The sequence below is a fragment of the Streptomyces sp. NBC_00554 genome (assembly GCF_041431135.1).
Classification (GTDB): Bacteria; Actinomycetota; Actinomycetes; order Streptomycetales; family Streptomycetaceae; genus Streptomyces.
In genome coordinates, this window is record NZ_CP107799.1 from 2,545,505 (window position 1) to 2,565,178 (window position 19,674).

Consider the following 19,674-nt stretch of genomic DNA (forward strand, 5'->3'; position numbering starts at 1 on the left):
GCCACACCCCTACGGCAGGACCCGCTCACCGCCGTACCGTCATAGACATGAGCCCCACTCCCCCCGTACGACGACTGCGCCTCGGTCTGCCGCGGCGGGCGTTCTCGCAGGTACTGCTGATGCAGGTGGCGATCGCCGCCGGTGTCGCCGTGCTCGCGACCGGGCTGTTCCTCGCCCCGCTCAGCGCGCAGCTGGACGACCAGGCGATGCGACGCGCGCTCGCGATCGCGCAGACCACAGCGGTCCAGCCACAGATCGCCGAGGACCTGCAGACGACACGGCCGTCCGTGGACGGGCCGGTGCAGGCCGAGGCGGAGCGGATACGGAAGGCCAGCGGGGCCGAGTACGTCGTGGTGATGAACATGGACGGCGTGCGCTGGTCGCACACCGACACCACGCAGATCGGCAAGGTCGTCTCGACCGACCCCAGCCAGGCTCTGGCCGGCAAGGAGGTCATGGAGATCGACGACGGCACCCTGGGCCGCTCCGCCCGCGGCAAGGTGCCGCTGCGCGACGCCGACGGCGACATCGTCGGCGCGATCTCGGTCGGTATCGAGTACGACAGCGTGCGGGCCCGGCTGATCCACGCGATCCCCGGGCTGCTGGCGTACGCGGGCGGAGCTCTGGCCGTCGGTGCGCTGGCCGCTTACCTGATCTCCCGCCGGGTTCAGCGGCAGACTCGCGACCTGGCCTTTTCTGATATTTCAGCGCTGCTCGCGGAGCGTGAGGCGATGCTGCACGGCATACGTGAGGGCGTCGTCGCGCTGGACGGCGACGGCCGCGTACGCCTCCTCAACGACGAGGCGCAACGCCTGCTGGGGCTCGATGCGGAGGCCATCGGACAGCCGCTCGACGACACGCTCGGACCGGGACGTACGACCGATGTGCTGGCCGGGCGTGTCACCGGCACCGACCTGCTCACCGTTCGCGGCCAACGCGTCCTGGTCGCCAACCGCATGCCCACGGACGACGGCGGCGCCGTGGCCACACTGCGCGACCGCACCGAGGTGGAGCAGCTCGGCCGCGAACTCGACTCCACACGCGGCCTGATCGACGCCCTGCGCGCCCAGGACCACGAGCACGCCAACCGGATGCACACACTCCTGGGGCTGCTCGAACTGGAGATGTACGACGACGCCAAGGAGTTCGTCGGCGAGGTGGTCGGAGACCACAGGGTCACCGCCGAACAGGTCACCGAGAAGATCCACGACCCGCTGCTCGCCGCCCTGTTGGTCGGCAAGTCCGCCGTGGCGGCCGAGCGGGGCGTGGCCCTGTGGATCTCGGACACGACGTTCCTGCCGGATCGCCTGGTGGACCCCGGGGGGCTGGTCACGGTCGTCGGCAATCTGGTCGACAACGCGCTGGACGCCGTCGCGGGCACGCCCCACGCGCGCGTGGAGGTCGAATTGCGCGCCACGGGGCGTACCGCCGTGCTGCGGGTACGGGACACAGGGCCCGGAATCCCGGAGGATCGGTGGGAGCTGATCTTCACGGACGGGTGGTCCACCAAGAAGCCGCCCGCGCACGGCAAGCGCGGCATCGGTCTCCCCATGGTGCGCCGTCTCGCCGAACGGCAGGGCGGCAGCGCACAGGTGGCCGAGGCGGACGGCGGAGGCGCGGAGTTCACCGTCGTACTACCGGAGGCACTCAGGGAACCGGTGCTTGAGCCGGAGGCGGGTCTCGCGTCGGAGCCGGGCCACGCACCGGACGCGGGGCTCACGCCGGAGGCGGGCCTCGCACCAGGGACGCGCCCGCAGCTCGTACCCGAACCGCACCAGCCTCCTGAATCCCCTGCCGTCACCACCACAGCCATGGATGCCAAGGAAGGGTCGCGATGATCGAGGTCCTGGTCGTGGACGACGACATCCGGGTCGCGCGGGTCAACGCCGCATACGTGGCGAAGGTTCCGGGCTTCCATGTCGCGGGTGAGGCCCACAGTGCGGCCGAGGCTCTGAGCCGGATGGAGGCGCTGCCCCACCTGGACCTGGTCCTCATGGACCACTACCTGCCGGACGACACGGGCCTGGCAGTCGTCCAGGAGATGCGCCAGCGCGGCCACCAGACCGACGTCATCATGGTGACCGCCGCCCGTGACATCTCGACCGTCCAGGCTGCGATGCGGCAGGGCGCGCTCCAGTACCTGGTCAAGCCGTTCGCCTTCGCGGGCCTGCGCGCCAAGCTGGAGGCGTACGCGGATCTGCGCCGCACCCTCGACGGCGGCGGAGAGGCCGAACAGGCCGAGGTGGACCGGATATTCGGCGCCTTGTCGGCGAGCACGGAGACGGACCTGCCCAAGGGGCACTCCGCCACGACCGCGGAGCTCGTACGCCGCGCCCTGGTGAACTCCGAGGGCCCCTTGTCGGCCCAGGAGGTGGCGGAGGAGACCGGACTGAGCCGGCAGACCGCCCAGCGCTATCTGAAGCTCCTGGAGCGCACTGGACGGGCCCGGCTGACCCTGAAGTACGGCGACGCCGGCCGCCCGGAGCATCGCTACGTCTGGGCGACCCACGTCTGAGGGCACGCGGCGACGCCCTCAGACCGCCCCGGCCCCCGTCAACGACCGCACCTCGGTCTCCGCGTGCTTGGCCTCGTCCGGCGGCTCCGCCGAGGTGACCGTGCCCAGCCAGCCCGCGAGGAAGCCCAGCGGGATGGACACGAGGCCCGGGTTCTGCAGCGGGAAGTACTGGAAGTTCACTCCCGGGAACAGCGATTCGGGGCTCCCCGACACCACCGGCGACAGCAGCACGAGCAACAGCGCGGGCACCAGTCCCCCGTATACGGCCCACACCGCGCCGCGCGTCGTGAAGCCCCGCCAGAACAGCGAGTACAGCAGGACGGGCAGGTTCGCGGACGCGGCGACCGCGAAGGCGAGGCCCACCAGGAAGGCCACGTTCAGGTCGCGGGCGAGGAGGCCGAGCGCGATCGCGACCACGCCGATACCGACCGCCGCGGTGCGCGCCACGGCGACCTCGCTGCGTGGCTTGGCACGCCGTCGTCGCAGTGACGCGTACAGGTCGTGGGCGACGGACGCCGAGGACGCGAGGGTGATTCCGGCGACGACCGCGAGGATCGTTGCGAACGCGATGGCGGCGACGATCGCGAACAGAACCGTTCCTCCCGTTGAGTCGGCGCCACCGCCCAGATCGAGCGCCAGCAGCGGAACCGCCGTGTTCCCCGCCGCGTTCGACCCACGCACCGCCTCCGGACCGACGATCGCGGCCGCACCGAAGCCCAGCACGAACGTCATCAGGTAAAAGCTCCCGATGAGGCCGATCGCCCAGACCACCGAACGCCGTGCGGCCCGCGCCGTCGGCACGGTGTAGAACCGCGACAGGATGTGCGGCAGCCCGGCCGTGCCCAGCACCAGCGCGAGGCCCAGGCTGATGAAGTCCAAGCGTGCCGTCCAGTCCCCGCCGTACTTCAGCCCGGGCGCGAGGAACGCGTCACCGTGTCCGCTGCGCGCCGCCGCCGAGCGCAGCAACTGGTTGAAGTCCCCGTGGAACCGGACGAGGACAAGCACGGTCAGCGCAATGGCCCCGCCCATCAACAGGACCGCCTTGACGATCTGAATCCACGTGGTGGCCCGCATCCCGCCCATCGACACATAGATCACCATGAGCGCGCCGACGCCGATGACCGTCCAGTTCCGCGCCGCCTCGCTCGTACCCCCGAGCAGCAGCGCGACCAGGCTGCCCGCTCCCACCATCTGCGCCACCAGATACAGAACGGACACCGTCACCGACGAAGTTCCCGCCGCGATCCGCACCGGCCGCTCGCTCATCCGGGCCGCGACGACGTCGGCGAGCGTGAACCGCCCGCAGTTGCGCACCAACTCGGCGACCAGGAACAGGACCACGAGCCAGGCCACCAGAAACCCCACGACGTACAGGAGCCCGTCATAGCCGAAGAGCGCGATCAGTCCTGTGACGCCCAGGAAGGACGCCGCCGACATGTAGTCACCGGAGATGGCAAAACCATTCTCCATCGGCGAGAACAGTCGTCCGCCGGCATAGAACTCCTCCGCCGAACCATGCCGGTTGCGGCTCACCCATGTCGTGATCGCCAACGTCACCGCGACGAACGCGCTGAACAGCAGCAGCGCCAGCGTCTGATGGTTGCCGCTCACCGCTCACCACCTCTGACACTGCGGGTCAGCTCCTGGGTGTCCCAGCGCAGATCGAGCGCGGCCCGGTCCCTGCGCAACCGCGCATGCCGCGCGTACGCCCAGGTGAACAGGAAGGTGGTGAGGAACTGTCCGAGCCCCGCGACCATCGCCACGTTCACCGCCCCGGCAACGGGCCTGGCCATGAAGCCGGGTGCCGTCGTCGCCGTCACCACATAGCCCACGTACCAGGTGAAGAAGACGGCGACGCCGGGGACCACGAACCTCCGGTACCGGCTCCGCACCTCCTGGAAGGCCGCACTGCGCTGCACCTCCAGATAGACGTCTGCCGCCCCGCCCGCCCGACGTTCCTGCTCCGGGTGCGCGGGCGGCACGGCGGGAGCGGGCGCACCCGTGCCGTCCAACTCACCCCAGCCGGAGGCAAGCGCGTCGTACCAGGGGTCGTCGAACCGGACCTTCCCGGTGTCACGACCGTCGTGCTTCTCCACCGAACTCTCCTTGTCCGCGGCCCGTTTCCGCCGCGTGCCCAAGGATGTGCAGATCGGGAAGATCCCGGACTCTTCTCCCCGCGCTCTTCACTCCATCAGGTGACTCAGCCTGCCGGTGGCCGTACGAGACCCTTCCCATAGGCGTAACGGACTGCCTGAGCCCGGTCCTTGATCCCCGTCTTGGCGAAGAGGTTGTTGATGTGAGTCTTCACCGTCGCCGTGGAGACGTGCAACGCGCGGGCGATCTCCTGGTTGGTGAGGCCCTCGGCGATCAGGAGCAGCACTTCCGTCTCGCGTGCGGTGAGCCCGTCCGGCGCTTCCGGAGGCGCGACCGGCTCCGGCTCCGACAGCCGCTCCAGCAGCCGCCGTTGGACACTCGGCGAGAGCCCCGCCTCCCCGGAGAGCACACTCCGCACCGCTCTGACGATCTCGTCACCTCCCGCGTCCTTGGTCAGATAGCCCCGCGCCCCCGCTCTGAGCGCGGGAAACAGAGACTCGTCGTCCTCGTACGTGGTGAGCACGACGACCTGCGTTCCCGGGTACTCGGCACGGATGCGCCGGGTCGCCTCGACACCGTCGCAACGAGGCATCCGCAGATCCATCAGCACGACGTCCGGGGCGAGTTCGGCGACAAGCGCCACGGCCTCGTCACCGTCTCCGGCCGCACCGACGACCTCGATCCCGGGCAACAGCCCCAGCAGCATCACGATGCCCTCGCGCACCACGGTCTGGTCGTCCGCCACCACGACCCGCGCCGGTTTCCTCCCCTCCTGATCCGTCATACGGGCACCTTCAGCGTCACGACGAACCCCTCCTCGTCCGGCCCGGCCTCCAGCGAGCCGCCCAGCAACTCGGCCCGCTCCCTCATGCCGAGCAGACCGTACCCGGCGCCGGAGCCGCTGAGCTCACCCGACGTCCCGCCCGAGTCCCGTACGCCCAGGGTCACTTCACGCTCGCCGTAGTCCAGCGATATCTGGACCTTGGCGCCCTGAGCGTGCTTGCGGACGTTCGTCAGAGCTTCCTGAGCGACCCTGCGCACCGCCTGCGAGGCCTCCGCGCGCAACGGCTGCCTTTCACCCGTCACAGTGACGTCGGCACCGTCGGTCGTGGCGACGAGCTCGCTCAGGAAGTCCTCCAGCGGGGACATCTCGCCGCGCAAGGCGGACAGCGCCTGCCGGGTCTCGGCAAGCCCCTCCCGTGCCATGCCCCGTGCCGCCACGACCCGTTCGAGGATCGTCTCCCGGTCGGCACCGCGCTCGATGAGCAGACGGGCCGCCTCCAGGTGCACGAGCTGTGCCGAGAGGCTGTGCGCCAGCACGTCGTGGATCTCCCGCGCGATCCTGCCCCGCTCCGCGAGTGCCGCAGACTCCGCCTCCGCCGCACGCGCCGCACGCTCCTGAGCCAGCAGTCGCTGCGCACTCCCCCGCGCCTCCGCGTCCAGGCGCAGCACATACCCGGCCAGGGCGAGCCCCACCGTCGTGGCCAGGGTGGTCAGCCAGACATCGTCGTTGACCACCGCGTACGCCCCCGGCGCCACGGAAGTCGCGGGAAGCGCAGCCGCGAGAGGCAACCGCTCGATGGCGCTGATGGCGCACCCGCACCACAGCACGAGGGCCGGAACCCGGAATCCGACACTCTGCCCCACCGTGGCGATCCCGAGCAGGAGCGCGAGCAGCCCCAGCGAAGGCAGCAGGCGGTGTTCAAGCGTGGTCCGCCAGAAGCCCCACGCTGCGACCCCGCACGCCGCGACTCCCAGAACACCCGCCGCGATACCCCAGCCGTGCAGGTCGCTGTTGGTGAAGGTTGTCCCCAGAAGAATGCCGAAGGCGCCGATGCGCGTGGCCCAGGCGAGCATGCGCCGGGGCCGGGTCAGTTCCGCTCGGGACAGCGCCTCGCGAGAGGGCCAGCGCGTCCAGACGTCCGCCGTCACACACGCTCCTTCCACGGGGCCTGGGGCACGACGTCACCGTACGCCGCGCCCTGCCGGCTCGCCGGATGCAGGGATTGCGACCGCCAGGCCAGAATTCCGGAGCGGACCAACAGCGTGGCAGCGAGCGCCAGCAGGACCATGGCAGTGGCGTCCTGATGCACACCGAGCAGGACACCGATGCCGAACAGCCCCACGCGCAGACCTATACCAACACCCCACACGACCACGCTTGCCCTGGTGCCCTTGCCCCACACCGAGCCGTCCGGCGCCGTCCATATCCGCGTCGTCCACGCCCAACCGGCTCCAGTGGCAAGGCCCATGAGCAGCTCCGCGCCAAGCAGGAAAATCGCCTCCGCCTGGTGGTGAGGGTCGATCACCCCCGGCTCTCGCAGAGCTATGAAACCCAGAACGGCAGGCAGGATCCACCAGCGCCTGTCCGCACTGATCCTCTGCGCGCGGAACTGCCGCACGATCACCAGCACGACAACGGCGAAGATCGCCAAGGCATCGACCAGCCCAGACATCACGGCCTCCGTGGACGAAGAAGAGCGAGTGCCGACAGCGGGAGCTGTCGACGCCTTCGACGCTACGGAAAATGGCTGGTCAGCGGATCGGAGCCAGGGTGGACCACAGGTGGATCTCCACCCAGACCAAACCTCCACCCACGGGTGGAGCCTCTCACCACACGGCTGCCGGCCCAGGACGTTTTTCGCCCCCTCCGCCCCTACCCAACCCGTACCCGGGGGCTCCGCCCCCAGACCCCCGTTCGCCCGAAGGGCTCGTCCTCAAACGCCGGACGGGCTGAAACCCCAGCCCCGACGAGAGGGTGGGGCAACGCGATGGCGCTACGTGCCCCCACCGAAAACGCACCCGCAGCCGCCCACCGGCGGAAGGGGCCGGGGGCCGGTACATCAAATGCCCGTCGCGTACGTTCGCGTCACCGGACGCTTCACTGCTCGGCCAAGGTCTGATCCGTCGGCGACGGGCGGATGTACCGGCCCCCGGCCCCGACCCACCACCCAACCGCAGCCGCCAGCCGCAGCCCAGCAGCCGCGCCTACGCATCGATCCGAGACCGATCCAACGTAGCCGCAGAGCTGGAAATGAACTCCTTACGCGGAGCCACGTCATTCCCCATCAGCAGGTCAAACACCTGCTCCGACGCCTCCAGGTCAGAAATGTTGATCCGCCGCAGAGTCCGATGGCGCGGATCCATCGTGGTCTCGGCCAGCTGGTCGGCATCCATCTCACCGAGACCCTTGTACCGCTGGATCGAGTCCTTGTACCGCACGTTCTTGCGCTGCAGCTCGAGCACCGTCTCCCGCAGCTCACGGTCCGAGTACGTGTAGATGTACTTGTCCTGCCCCTTCTTGGGCTGGCTGAGCTCGACCCGGTGCAGCGGCGGAACCGCCGCGAACACCCGCCCGGCCTCGACCATCGGCCGCATGTAGCGCTGGAACAGCGTCAGCAGCAGCGTGCGGATGTGGGACCCGTCCACATCGGCGTCGGTCATCATGATGATCTTGCCGTAGCGAGCCGCGTCGATGTCGAACGTCCGACCGGACCCGGCCCCTATGACCTGGATGATCGCCCCGCACTCGGCGTTCTTGAGCATGTCCGTGACGGACGCCTTCTGGACGTTCAGGATCTTGCCCCGGATCGGCAGCAACGCCTGGAACTCGGAGTTCCGGGCGAGCTTGGCCGTACCGAGCGCGGAGTCACCCTCGACGATGAACAGCTCGCTGCGTCCGACATCGTCACTGCGGCAGTCGGCCAGCTTGGCGGGCAGCGAGGAGGACTCCAGGGCCGTCTTCCGACGCTGCGCGTCCTTGTGCTGACGGGCCGCGATCCGCGTACGGGCGGCGGCGACGGCCTTCTCCATCACGACCCGGGCCTGTGCGGCGGCGTCCCGCTTCGTGGTGGTGAGGAAGTCCTTGAGCTCCTTGGACACCACGTTCGTCACGATGCGGCGGGCCGCCGAGGTGCCGAGAATCTCCTTGGTCTGTCCCTCGAACTGCGGCTCGGCGAGGCGGACGGTGACGACTACGGTCAGGCCTTCCAGCGCGTCGTCCTTGACGATGTCGTCCTCGGCGACGCGCAGCAGCTTCTTGGCCCGCAGCACCTCGTTCATCGTCTTGGCGACCGCCTGCTCGAAGCCTGCGACGTGGGTGCCGCCCTTGGGCGTGGCGATGATGTTCACGAAGGACCGCAGGGTCGTGTCGTACCCGGTGCCCCAGCGCATCGCGACATCGACACCCAGCTCGCGGGTGACCTCGGTCGGCGTCATCTGTCCGTGGTCGTCGAGGACCGGGACGGTCTCCTTGAAGCTGCCCTGTCCGGAGAAACGGAGGACGTCGCAGACGGGCTTGTCGGTGGCCAGATACTCGCAGAACTCGCTGATGCCGCCGTCGAAGCGGAAGGACTCCTCGCCCTTGCTGCCGCCCTCACCGAGCCCGTACTCGTCGCGCACGACGATGGTCAGGCCCGGCACCAGGAAGGCGGTCTGACGGGCCCGCTGGTGCAGGCCCTCCAGGGAGAGCTTGGCGTCCTTGAGGAAGATCTGACGGTCGGCCCAGTAGCGCACGCGCGTGCCGGTGCGGGTCTTGGGGATCCGCTTGAGCTTGCGCAGCCCACCCGCCGCGTCGAACGCCCCGTCGGGGCCGTCCGTCTTGAACTCTCCGGGGGTGCCGCGCCGGAAGCTCACCGCGTGGGTGTGACCGCTGCGGTCCACCTCGATGTCCAGGCGGGCGGAGAGCGCGTTCACCACGGAGGCGCCGACGCCGTGCAGACCGCCGGAGGCCGCGTACGAGCCGCCGCCGAACTTTCCGCCGGCGTGCAGCTTGGTCATCACGACCTCGACGCCGGAGAGGCCGGTCTTGGGTTCCACGTCGACCGGGATGCCACGGCCGTTGTCCCGCACCTCCACCGAGGCGTCGTCGTGCAGGATCACCTCGATGTGGTCGCAGTACCCCCCAAGGGCCTCGTCCACAGAGTTGTCGATGATCTCCCAGAGGCAGTGCATCAGGCCGCGGCTGTCGGTCGACCCGATGTACATGCCCGGGCGCTTGCGCACGGCCTCGAGCCCCTCGAGGACGAGCAGGTGCCGCGCGGTGTAGTTGGAACCGTCCCGGTCTGCTCCGGTCAGCAACGCAGTGGACGGCACGGACGTCTCGGCGGTCACGCGGTTCGCTCCTCGCTGAATTTCAAATGGGGCCCTTTTGGGTAAGGGCCGGGCTTCGGTCCCCGCTGAGAGGGTACCGAGGCCTGGTAGAGCCGTTGTAACGCCACCCTCGCACGAACTCACACTAGTCCAGGATCGTATGGGTGTTCGATCCCTCGATGGAGTGAAGTACATATCACGTTCCCTTCGGGGCATGAACCATTTAGGCTCCGGGCACGTCCTCATGAACAACCGGCAAGCCAGCCGGGAGGACCGACCCCCTGACAGACAGCGCGAACCCGTAAGACACGAAGACACGCAATACGGCCCATTCGCCGCCACCTGGCAGCAGACAGCCGCCCCGGAGAGAAATTTTCGAGGAAAAGCCACGAGCGGGAACGTTTTCGGCCTGGTTGGATGTTGACCCTGGTACGACAGCTCGTCGAGCTAGAGAAGAGGCGACGTGACTACTGTTCTGACCCCCGCGAGCCCGCTGACGGCCGCTGACCGCTGCGACCGTTGCGGCGCCCAGGCATATCTGCGCGTCGTCCTCCTGAGCGGCGGAGAACTGCTCTTCTGCGCCCACCACGGTCGCAAGTTCGAGCCGGAACTCAAGAAGATCGCCGCTGAGATACAGGACGAGACGGAGCGACTGACGTCCGTTCCGGAAAGCGTCAACGACGAAGAACGCTGACACTTCGCATCAACGACGAGCGGGTGCCGGCATCAGGCCGGTGTACGGGCGGCCACTCCCTGGACACAGGGAGTGGCCGCCCGTACTCGTACCGCGTCACAGGTAGCGCTCAGCGTTTCCCGCCGAGCCTCCGGACGACATCGGAGACCCGCGTGTAGACACCGGGGCTCCCGGCCCGCCCACAGCCGCTCCCCCACGACACCAGGCCGATGAGCCGCCCCTGGGCGACCAGTGGCCCGCCGCTGTCCCCCTGGCAGGCGTCCCGCCCGCCCGTGAGCTCCCCGGCGCACAGCATGGACGCCGCCTGGTAGGTGCCGACCGCGCTGCCCGGATAGGCGCCCCCACAGGCGGCATCGGGGAGCACAGTCACACGCGCGGCCCGCAGACTGCGCGCGTAGTCGCCGCCGCCCGTCGTATCGCCCCAGCCGTAGACCACGGCGGCCGTACCCGGCGCGTACGCGGCGTCTCCAGCCGGCGCCATACGGGCGACCGAGCTCTCGGGAAGCGGCGCGGCGAGGGTGAGCACGCCGAAGTCCCCGGCGTTCGTATAGCTGTCGTACTGGGGGTTGACCCAGATGCCGCTCACCGGGATCTCCTTGCCGCCGCCCGACAGCAGGTCTCCCCGGCCGGCGATGACCTTCAGGTCGCGGACCTGCTGCGGTGGCGCCCCCAGCACGTCCGTCCCCAGGCAATGGGCCGCGGTCAGGACCGTGGACGGGCTGATCACCACGCCTCCGCAGAACTGGCCCGCGCGCGTACCTCCGAACCGGTCACGGCTGGACAGCGCCACCGTCCACGGAGTCTCGGAGATCTCGACCGGATAGCCGCCGATGATGATGCTGTCGGCCGCCACCGGGGCGGGGGAAGCCAGCGGTATCGCGACCGCAGCGGCCGCGAGGGCCAGTGCGGAGGCAAGGGGACGGCGCATGCGCGCTCCTCACTCTGGGATGGTCATGGAAAACCCAGAGTGATCCAGCACACGGGGACTCGCACTCCGCGCACGGACTGAGGGCCCGGCTCCCCCGTGGGAGTCGGGCCCTCAGTGACGTACGGCCGAGACCTAGTCGAGGTAGTCGCGCAGCACCTGCGAGCGCGACGGGTGACGCAGCTTCGACATCGTCTTGGACTCGATCTGGCGGATCCGCTCGCGCGTCACGCCGTACACCTTGCCGATCTCGTCGAGGGTCTTCGGCTGACCGTCGGTGAGACCGAAGCGCATCGAGACGACGCCCGCCTCGCGCTCGGACAGGGTGTCGAGAACGGAGTGCAACTGCTCCTGGAGGAGCGTGAAGCTGACCGCGTCGGCCGGGACGACGGCTTCGGAGTCCTCGATGAGGTCACCGAACTCGCTGTCGCCGTCCTCACCCAGGGGGGTGTGGAGGGAGATCGGCTCACGGCCGTACTTCTGGACCTCGATGACCTTTTCAGGGGTCATGTCGAGCTCCTTGGCCAGCTCCTCCGGGGTGGGCTCGCGGCCCAGGTCCTGGAGCATCTGGCGCTGCACGCGCGCGAGCTTGTTGATGACCTCGACCATGTGCACCGGGATACGGATGGTGCGGGCCTGGTCGGCCATGGCGCGGGTGATCGCCTGACGGATCCACCAGGTGGCGTACGTGGAGAACTTGTAGCCCTTGGTGTAGTCGAACTTCTCGACCGCGCGGATCAGACCGAGGTTGCCCTCCTGGATGAGGTCCAGGAAGAGCATGCCGCGGCCGGTGTAGCGCTTGGCCAGGGAGACCACCAGGCGGAGGTTGGCCTCCAGGAGGTGGTTCTTGGCGCGGCGCCCGTCCTCGGCGATGATCTCCAGCTCGCGCTTGAGCTTCGGCGCGAGCTTGTCGGCGTTGGCCAGCTTGTCCTCGGCGAACAGACCGGCCTCGATGCGCTTGGCGAGCTCGACCTCCTGCTCGGCGTTGAGGAGGGGGACCTTGCCGATCTGCTTGAGGTAGTCCTTGACCGGGTCGGCGGTGGCACCGGCCACGGCGACCTGCTGGGCCGGCGCGTCGTCCTCGTCGTCGTCGGAGAGGACGAAGCCCTTGTTCTCGGCCCCCTCCTCTTCCTCTTCGCCGGGCTTGCCGCCGGGGGTCTCCTCGGCCGCCTCGTCGTCGACCAGCTCCGCGTCGTCCTTCTTGGCGGTGGTCTTCTTCGCTACAGCCTTCTTGGCGACCGTCTTCTTGGCGACGGTCTTCTTGGCGGTCGCCTTCTTGGCAGCGGCCTTCTGGGCGGTCGCGTCCTCAGCCGGGTCGTCGGCGGCGGGCACGGCCGGGGCGGCGGTGGCGGTGGCCTTCTTGGTGGTCACCGTCTTCGCCGCGACCGTCTTGGTGGCGGTGCGCTTGGCCGGACTCTTCGCTGCGACGCTCTTTCGGGGGCGCTTTGGCTCCGCGGCACTGACCATCAGCGTCACACCCTCTTCCTCGAGGATCTGGTTGAGGCTGCGCAGTACGTTCTTCCACTGAGTGGCCGGAATCTGGTCAGCTTCGAAGGCCCGACGCACGTCATCGCCGGCGATCTGCCCCTCAGCCTTTCCCCGCTCGATGAGCGCCATGACAGAGACGGACTCGGCGATCTCCGGCGGGAGCGTACGGGATGTGCTGGCCGACACGAACAACCTCTCGGAACGTTGGAAAACGGCTTCCGGCCCCGTCCACTACGGACAGGAGCCGACGACCGCCGACTTGGGGATGGGCCGACGGCGCGGGCGGGGGCCTGGAAGATGCACAGCGCCATGAACGGCGTCTGTATTCCCTCCTCGGCTGCCACCTCTTAGGTCATCGCGCTGCCTCGACGAGCGTTACGCCCAATCTGCGTGGCCCGAGTCACACCCCGTAAGCGCGCAAAAGCGGCCAGATACGGTCAGAGAAGGTCAGCCGATGGGCCCGCCGCCCCATCACACCGCCGGACCCCGCCAGGTCCAAGAAGGATCCGACGGGGTCCCGTGGGAGATGGTTCGCCGGCCAGGCGATGCCACGAGAGAGCACACGCCCCCGACCGTGTCGCCCTCGATGCGCGGTCAGTGCTCGCGCGGCGCGGGCACCACGCGCTCCACCTCGGGATGGACGGTGAGCAGTTGGCGCATGGCCGCTTCGGCCGCTGCGCCGTCCGCCGCGGCGAGGGCGTCGACGATCCGGGCGTGGTGCCCCAGGGAGGCTTCGTTCGGCCGGTCGCAGCCGGTGACGGGGTTGCCGGAGACCTGCAGCGCGGCCGACACGATCCCGGAGAGGTGCTCCAGCATCCGGTTGCCCGCGAGCTGGATGAGCAGCGCGTGGAACTCCGCGTCGGCCCGCGAGAAGGTGAGGGAGTCACCCTGCGCCATGGAATGGCCCATGATCTCGACCATGTCGCCGAGCCGCTGCTGGACATCCTCGCGCCCGTGACCCGCGGCAAGACGCGCGGCGAGCGGCTCGATCGTCCAGCGCAGCTCGCTCAGCTCACGCCGCTGATCGTCGCGCTGCGGTCCGAAGGCCCGCCATTCGATGATGTCCGGGTCGAGGAGATTCCAGTCACTGACCGGGCGTACCCGCGTACCGACGTTGGGGCGGGCGCTGACCAGTCCCTTCGCCTCCAGGACGCGGAGCGATTCACGAACGACGGTGCGGGAGACCTCGAACCGCTGACCGATCTCCTCGGGAACGAGCGGGCGGTCCGCGCCCAGGTCGCCGGAGACGATCATCTGGCCGAGCTGCTGGACGAGTTGACCGTGCAGCCCGCGTCCGCGGCTGCCCGCGGCACGCCGGCCCACACGGCCCAGCTCAGGTTCCGCACTCTCCCAGGCGGGGGGACCCACGCGGCCGGCACCAGGGGCCTCGGCATAGGGATAGCGGTCGAGTTCGCCCGGGCCGGCCAGGCCGGAGTCTGCGGAGCGGGCGGCGGTCATCATGGTCTGCGCAAGGGTACTCACGGATCCTTTGTCGGCGCTGTCTCCAACTCCCTTGAGGTCTTTGGTGAAAAGCACACGAAAGGGTGATCGCTCACCCCGTCGCAATTGACGCCTTATCGGAAAGAAATGGGCGTTCTCCGGGGAGTTGTGCGCACCACGGAACCGGAAGGGCGCCGCAGGTCGTCATCGGACCCTGCTCCGCAGTGTCGTGAGCAGATATGCGCAGAGCAGAGCGGTCAGCGACAACATCAGCGCACCGCCGACAGGTTGGGCGACCATCCGCACCCCGGCCGCCAGATAGCGCTCTCCTCCGAACGGCCACTGCATCAGCACCAGCTCCCGCAGCCTTCCGGAGAACCCGGCCGCGGTCCGCACAGACGGCCCCTCCAAGGCCTTTTGTACGAGGGGTACGACGAGGATCGGCACGGCGAGCACCGCGGCGAGCCCGGCGGTCGTGGACCGGAAGATGCCCGAGGCCAGCACACCAGCCCAGGCGCAGCCCACCACAAGGCCGGTCCAACTCGCGCTCAGGGACAGCCAGTCGGCGGGAACTCCGGTGAGCTCCCGTCCGTAGACGAGATAGAGCGCTTCGAGGTCGCATCCGATGGTGAGAAGAGCCAGCATCAGCGCGGTGACCGAGGCGACGAGGAGTTTGGCGGCGAGCAGTCCCAGGCGGCGGGGGACGGTGCCGCGGTCCGCGGCCAGGGCGGGGTGGCGGAACTCGTCGCCGAAGGCGATCGCGCCGAGCAGTCCCGCGCCGAGCGCGGCGGGCGGCAGCGGGAGCTCCTGCGGCCAGGCGGCCAGCAGGCGCGGCTGGGGCGTGTGACCGATTCTGGCCAGCAGCACGGACAGGAGGGCCGAGACGGCGAGGACGGCGACCGTGGTGAGGTATCCGGTGCCGACTCCGGCTGCGCGGCGCAGTTCGTAGCGCAGGGGGCGCAGGGGGCTGGGCGCCTGGCGCACGGCGATGGGCGGTGGGAGGGGCGACAGGCCGTCCACGGTCGGCGTCCCGGCCGGGCGCGGCTCGTCGCCAGGGTGCGCGTCGCCCTCGGCCGGCGGCGCGGCGACAGGCCCCATGTCGCCGATCTCGTCGGCGAGTTGGTGTACGAGGACGCCGTGCCGGAAGGCGGTCTCGCCGACGTCGGCACACGTGCTGCCGTACACCGAGAGCCGGTTTCCGTCCTCGCGCACGATCTCGACGGAACGCCGCGCGGTGCGGGCCTCCTTTGTCAGCAGGGCACCGAGCCGGGCGGCGTGCGGGCTGCGGACGGCGACTCGGGGCCGCAGCCGGGTACGAGCGAAGTCCGCGACCTCCTGGTCGGCGACGAGTCGGCCCGCTTCCAGCGTGACGACACGGTCGGCGGTGTGCGCGGCCTCCTTCGGGTCGTCCGTGGTGAACAGCACCGTGCCGCCCTGAGCCGCATGCGCGCGCAGAATCCCGTGCAGCCAACGGCCTTCGCGGGCGGAGAGCCCATCGGCCGGGTCGTCGAGGACGAGGGTGTGCGGGTCGGACAACAGTGCGCACGCCAGACCGAGGCGCCGGTCCATGCCACGCGACAGCGTGCCCAGGCGCTCGTCGCGCAGGCTGACGAGGCCGACCACTTCAAGGACTTCGTCGGCGCGCCGTACGGGCACACCGGCGGCGGCGCACAGCATGCGGAGCTGACCACGGACGGTCCGCGCCGGATGGCCCGGCACCTCGCCCAGGAGTACGCCGACTTCGCGCGACGGGTGAGCGATCCGGTGCAGCGGCCGGCCTCTGAAGTAGGTGATTCCGCGGCCCTGTTGGAGTTCGAGCAGGAGCTTCAGCACCGTCGTCTTGCCCGCGCCCGGGGCTCCGACGATCGCTGTGACCCGGCCCCCGCGCGCCTCGAAGGACACGTCGTCGACGGCGGGCGGAAGCTCCTTGCGGGGGTTGCTGGTCAGTCCGATGGCCTGGATCACCCGAAGCAAGATAGCGCGAAATGTCTGTTTTTTCGGGCACCTTGAGGCTCGTCTCGGACGGAACTCGGGGCGCTCGCGGGCACACTCCGGTCCTCGACGCCCGGACCTGCGTTCTCCGCTCTTCGTCAGACCTCGGGGCGCAGCATCGGTGGATTGAGCAGCGTGGCGCCGCCCGCGCGGAAAAGCTGGGCCGGCCGGCCGCCCTGGCGGGTGGTCGTACCGCCTGTGGGCACCAGGAAGCCCGGTGTGCCCGTCACCTTGCGATGGAAGTTGCGCGGGTCGAGCACCACACCCCAGACGGCCTCGTACACCCGACGCAGCTCGCCGACGGTGAACTCCGTGGGACAGAAGGCGGTGGCCAGCGACGAGTACTCGATCTTGGACCGGGCGCGCTCCACCCCGTCCGAGAGGATCTGCGCGTGGTCGAAGGCGAGGGGCGCCGCCTGCTCGCCGTCACGGCCGTAGCCACCCTGTTGCAGCAACTCCTCGACGGGCGCCCAGCGCGCGCTGTTGGCGTCGCCACCGGCCCTGGGCGCGGGCAGATCGGGGGCAAGGGCGAGATGGGCGACGCTGACCACCCGCATCCGCGGGTCGCGCTTGGGGTCGCCGTACGTCGCGAGCTGCTCCAGGTGTGCACCGTTGTCCTGGGCTGGAGCGGACGGGTCGTGGGCGCACAGCCCGGTCTCCTCGACCAGCTCGCGCGCCGCCGCCTGCGACAGATCCTCGTCGGTCCGTACGAAGCCACCCGGGAGCGCCCACCGACCCTGGAACGGCTGCTCACCCCTGCGTACCGCCAGCGCACACAGGGCGTGGCGGCGCACTGTCAGCACAACCAGGTCCACGGTCACGGCGAAGGGCGGAAACGCTGACGGGTCGTAGGGCATGCCGCGATCATAGTCGTCTGCCTGACGATAAACACGCCCTTCGCCGACCGCTTCCAAGGCTGATCCACTTCCGTCCGGTACAGGTCTCCCCGACCGCGGCCGGTCGCCGTACGCAGGCGCTTCAGGCAAGGTCACACTCCCAACTGCAGCCCTTCGGCCGCTTCCTCGACCATGGCCAGGCCGAGCCTGCTGACGCGTACGGAGAAGGGGGCGCCCGCGATCCGCAGTCCCGTCAGCCCGATCTCGCCCAGCGGAGCGCTGCGGACCGGGCGCAGGGTGACCGTCCCGGCCGGGGCGTCGGGGCGGATCCCCGCGAGGGAGGTCAGGAGCAGCACTCCCGCAGCGGCGGCCGTGGCCGCGGGTCTGCAAGCTGCGGGATGGGGCAGTGGTGCGCTGCCCTGCGCGCGCTGCTCCCCCGCGTACATCTCGGGCAGCCGGTGGCCGAAGGTCTCGGCCGCCGCCAGCACTCCGTGCAACAGCGAGCTGGCCTCCTTCTCATAGCCCGCGACGGCCAGCCCCGCGACGGCGACCGCGCTCTCCTGAACGCGTACGGCGCCGGCGCGATGACCGAACGGGTTGTACGCCGCTTCCTTCACTCCGAGGCTGCGCAGCCCCCACCCCGAGTCCATGGCGGGGCCGCCGAGCAGCCGCGCGAGCTGCTCGGTCTGCACCTTGTCGAGCAGGCCGGGGGCTGTCGCGCCGGCGCCGAGCAGCCCGGTGTCGAGGAGGTGGGCGGTGGACGCGCCGAGGTGCGGCACGAGGCGTCCGTCCGGGGCGCGGGCGGCCGCGGGTCTGCCTCCTCCCCGGTCTTCGAACCAGAAGTCCTCGCGGAACGCGGTTCGCAGCGCCTGGGCCCACTGCCGCAGCCCCGCGCCACCCGGCCGCCCGTGAGCGTCGAGCAGGTCGGCGCCCAGCAGCGCCGCCCGGTGGGCGTGAGCCTGTGTCTCGCAGCGGAGCGGCCCGCCGGGGTAGGAGTCGGGGAGGTAGGTGCTGTCGCCGACAGCCGTCCGGAGCCACTCCAGGCACCGCTCGGCCGTGGGCAGCAGCTCCTCGACCTCTTGCGCCGCGAGCCCCCAGCGCCGAGCTTCCGCAAGGAGTGCGGGGAACAACAGGGTCGCCTCGGTGGCCGTGCACCCCGGCGGCAGGTGTGGGCCCGCGTCCCGGCGCGGCCCGGGAATCAGCCCGGACCTCGGGCCCGCAAGTTGGGTACGCGCGAGAGTCCGCAGGGTGCCCGCTGCGAGCCGGGTGCCGAGCGGCAGGGTCATACGCGCCGCGGCCAGCGCTTCGGCCGGGGCCAGGCCGCACCGCCAGGGCGCCCCGGCCGCGAGGTGTGTGTCGGACGGGTGCCCGGGGTCACGCACCAACAGAGCCCGGAGATCCTCGACGCAGGAGTGCAGGAGTGCCTGGACCCTTGAGTCGTCGCCCGCTGCCCGGGCCTCGGCGAACGGGCTTGTCGCACCGCGTCCCACCGCTCTGCCGGCCCCCGCACCGTCCGGCCGGACGCGCAGCTCCACGCTCCGGGTGCCGCCGGGCGGCAGTTCGAACTCCCAGCGCAGCAGTCCCGCGGAGGCCAGCGCGTCGGTGGGCGGCGGATCGGCGGTGACGGCCGAGTGTCCTGCGGCACAGGACCAGCGCAGGCCGGAGTCGTGAACGCTGGCGGGCAGTTCGGGCCCAGCTCTGCCCGCGGCCACCGAGCTCAGTTCCGCGAAATCCGTACCCAGAGCGACTTCGACGGGCAGTCGCAGCGTGCGGGTGGCCGCGCTCCGCAAGGTGATCCGCTCCGTTCCGTCCGCATGCCGTGTCCGTTCCACGACGACGTCCGGATCCGGGCCTCCGTCGGCGGACGCGCGCAGCGTCCCCACGAAGCGAGCGCGGTCGGCCGCGAGCATCCGGGCCTGAACCGCGAGCGGTTCGCGTCCGGCGACCCGGACCTGGCACCGGGAGAGCATCCGCCGTCCCGCGCGGTAGAAGCCCTCCAGCCCCCGGCCGGTCAGTTGCCCCTGATCCGTGGAGATCACCAGTCCCGGCAGGGCAACACAGATCAGGGCAGTGTGGGCGGGTGGCAGGTCCACGGCCCGGGGCGGTGTGGGCAGCGACGCCTGGGGATCCCCGGAGCCGCCTGCCGCCGCGGAGGAGGGCCGGGCGCTGTCCCTTGCCGCGCGCGGGTTCATTGGGCCGCTTCTACTCGTGAAGGGCTGCGGGGTTCTGTGAAGGGGCGGACGGTCGCCGTCGGGGGCCGAGGGCGGGGTGGGCAAGGACATGGGGCGGTTTCCTCCGCGCTCGGCGCGCCTTGGGCGCACTCGGCGCCGGGTGGGGGGCTCCGGAGGGGCAGGGGCGTTGCGGCGGCGCGGCCCGGCCACGGTTCCGCCACTCAGGTGAACGGAGCGGCCCCACTCGGGGTCACGCTCTCGACCGGGGAAGCCGACCGAATGGCGGTGGGGTGGCGGGCAGGGCCTGACGCGCCGCGGAAGTGCACTGTCGGCGTGCTCGGCGCGGCCGACGCTCGATCCCGGGGCTGCGCAGCCGTAAGCCCTTGCGTGCCGGAGGCGCCGTACGTCGTCGGCCCGGTGGGAGCCGG

The 19,674-nt window shown here is 70.3% G+C and carries 15 protein-coding genes; 3 read left to right on the forward strand and 12 right to left on the reverse strand.

The features are described from left to right. The first annotated feature begins 47 nt into the window (after window positions 1-47). Window positions 48-1,838, forward strand: a complete 1,791-nt coding sequence (locus tag OG266_RS11080; RefSeq protein WP_371545121.1) for an ATP-binding protein — start codon at window positions 48-50, stop codon at window positions 1,836-1,838. Beyond that, window positions 1,835-2,515: a response regulator gene (locus tag OG266_RS11085; RefSeq protein WP_371545123.1), complete on the forward strand. Its 681-nt coding sequence runs from the start codon at window positions 1,835-1,837 to the stop codon at window positions 2,513-2,515. The genes OG266_RS11080 and OG266_RS11085 overlap by 4 nt, the downstream gene beginning before the upstream one ends. Before the next feature lie 18 nt (window positions 2,516-2,533). Here OG266_RS11085 and OG266_RS11090 read toward each other — a convergent pair whose 3' ends face one another. The 6 genes from OG266_RS11090 to OG266_RS11115 form a co-directional block, all read right to left on the reverse strand. Next, window positions 2,534-4,126 (reverse strand): cation acetate symporter, encoded by a 1,593-nt coding sequence (locus tag OG266_RS11090; protein WP_266474292.1) that lies wholly within the window; start codon window positions 4,124-4,126, stop codon window positions 2,534-2,536. Then, window positions 4,123-4,611 (reverse strand): DUF485 domain-containing protein, encoded by a 489-nt coding sequence (locus OG266_RS11095; protein ID WP_266474293.1) that lies wholly within the window; start codon window positions 4,609-4,611, stop codon window positions 4,123-4,125. The genes OG266_RS11090 and OG266_RS11095 overlap by 4 nt, the downstream gene beginning before the upstream one ends. Window positions 4,612-4,715: 104 nt before the next feature. Beyond that, window positions 4,716-5,393 (reverse strand): response regulator, encoded by a 678-nt coding sequence (locus OG266_RS11100; RefSeq protein ID WP_371545125.1) that lies wholly within the window; start codon window positions 5,391-5,393, stop codon window positions 4,716-4,718. Next, window positions 5,390-6,541, reverse strand: a complete 1,152-nt coding sequence (locus OG266_RS11105; protein ID WP_371545128.1) for a sensor histidine kinase — start codon at window positions 6,539-6,541, stop codon at window positions 5,390-5,392. The genes OG266_RS11100 and OG266_RS11105 overlap by 4 nt, the downstream gene beginning before the upstream one ends. After that, on the reverse strand, window positions 6,538-7,065 hold the full coding sequence (locus OG266_RS11110) for a DUF1453 domain-containing protein (protein WP_371545130.1): 528 nt from the start codon (window positions 7,063-7,065) through the stop codon (window positions 6,538-6,540). Before OG266_RS11110 ends, OG266_RS11105 begins: the two co-directional genes overlap by 4 nt. 532 nt (window positions 7,066-7,597) lie before the next feature. Next, window positions 7,598-9,721 (reverse strand): type IIA DNA topoisomerase subunit B, encoded by a 2,124-nt coding sequence (locus OG266_RS11115; RefSeq protein ID WP_266474297.1) that lies wholly within the window; start codon window positions 9,719-9,721, stop codon window positions 7,598-7,600. 442 nt (window positions 9,722-10,163) lie between these two features. Here OG266_RS11115 and OG266_RS11120 point away from each other — a divergent pair, with 442 nt between their 5' ends. Beyond that, window positions 10,164-10,394: a hypothetical protein gene (locus tag OG266_RS11120; RefSeq protein ID WP_121406526.1), complete on the forward strand. Its 231-nt coding sequence runs from the start codon at window positions 10,164-10,166 to the stop codon at window positions 10,392-10,394. 109 nt (window positions 10,395-10,503) lie between these two features. On the opposite strand, the gene OG266_RS11125 is transcribed toward OG266_RS11120, so the two are convergent. The 6 genes from OG266_RS11125 to OG266_RS11150 form a co-directional block, all read right to left on the reverse strand. Next, the gene (locus tag OG266_RS11125; RefSeq protein WP_371545133.1) at window positions 10,504-11,322 is read right to left on the reverse strand and encodes a serine protease; all 819 of its coding nucleotides are present in this window, start codon (window positions 11,320-11,322) and stop codon (window positions 10,504-10,506) included. A 132-nt stretch (window positions 11,323-11,454) separates the two neighbouring features. After that, window positions 11,455-12,993 (reverse strand): RNA polymerase sigma factor, encoded by a 1,539-nt coding sequence (locus OG266_RS11130; protein ID WP_266474299.1) that lies wholly within the window; start codon window positions 12,991-12,993, stop codon window positions 11,455-11,457. Between the two features lie 408 nt (window positions 12,994-13,401). Then, window positions 13,402-14,289, reverse strand: coding sequence for a FadR/GntR family transcriptional regulator (locus tag OG266_RS11135; RefSeq protein WP_266474301.1), 888 nt, complete (start codon window positions 14,287-14,289; stop codon window positions 13,402-13,404). 162 nt (window positions 14,290-14,451) lie between these two features. Further along, window positions 14,452-16,212, reverse strand: coding sequence for an ATP-binding cassette domain-containing protein (locus OG266_RS11140; RefSeq protein WP_371545136.1), 1,761 nt, complete (start codon window positions 16,210-16,212; stop codon window positions 14,452-14,454). A 125-nt stretch (window positions 16,213-16,337) separates the two neighbouring features. After that, window positions 16,338-17,096, reverse strand: a complete 759-nt coding sequence (locus OG266_RS11145) for an NUDIX hydrolase (protein ID WP_266474305.1) — start codon at window positions 17,094-17,096, stop codon at window positions 16,338-16,340. Window positions 17,097-17,227: 131 nt separating this feature from the next. Further along, window positions 17,228-19,267 carry a glycogen debranching N-terminal domain-containing protein gene (locus OG266_RS11150; protein ID WP_371545139.1) on the reverse strand — a complete coding sequence of 680 codons (2,040 nt, stop codon included), beginning with the start codon at window positions 19,265-19,267 and terminating at the stop codon, window positions 17,228-17,230. Window positions 19,268-19,674 lie beyond the last annotated feature (407 nt).

What these genes read in the sequence shown, in the direction of transcription:
- OG266_RS11080 (WP_371545121.1), top strand. Translation starts at nt 48, where the DNA reads ATGAGCCCCACTCCCCCCGTACGACGACTGCGCCTCGGTCTGCCGCGG.
- OG266_RS11085 (WP_371545123.1), top strand. Translation starts at nt 1,835, where the DNA reads ATGATCGAGGTCCTGGTCGTGGACGACGACATCCGGGTCGCGCGGGTC.
- OG266_RS11100 (WP_371545125.1), bottom strand. Translation starts at nt 5,393, where the DNA reads ATGACGGATCAGGAGGGGAGGAAACCGGCGCGGGTCGTGGTGGCGGAC.
- OG266_RS11110 (WP_371545130.1), bottom strand. Translation starts at nt 7,065, where the DNA reads ATGTCTGGGCTGGTCGATGCCTTGGCGATCTTCGCCGTTGTCGTGCTG.
- OG266_RS11125 (WP_371545133.1), bottom strand. Translation starts at nt 11,322, where the DNA reads ATGCGCCGTCCCCTTGCCTCCGCACTGGCCCTCGCGGCCGCTGCGGTC.
- OG266_RS11145 (WP_266474305.1), bottom strand. Translation starts at nt 17,096, where the DNA reads ATGCCCTACGACCCGTCAGCGTTTCCGCCCTTCGCCGTGACCGTGGAC.
- OG266_RS11150 (WP_371545139.1), bottom strand. Translation starts at nt 19,267, where the DNA reads ATGAACCCGCGCGCGGCAAGGGACAGCGCCCGGCCCTCCTCCGCGGCG.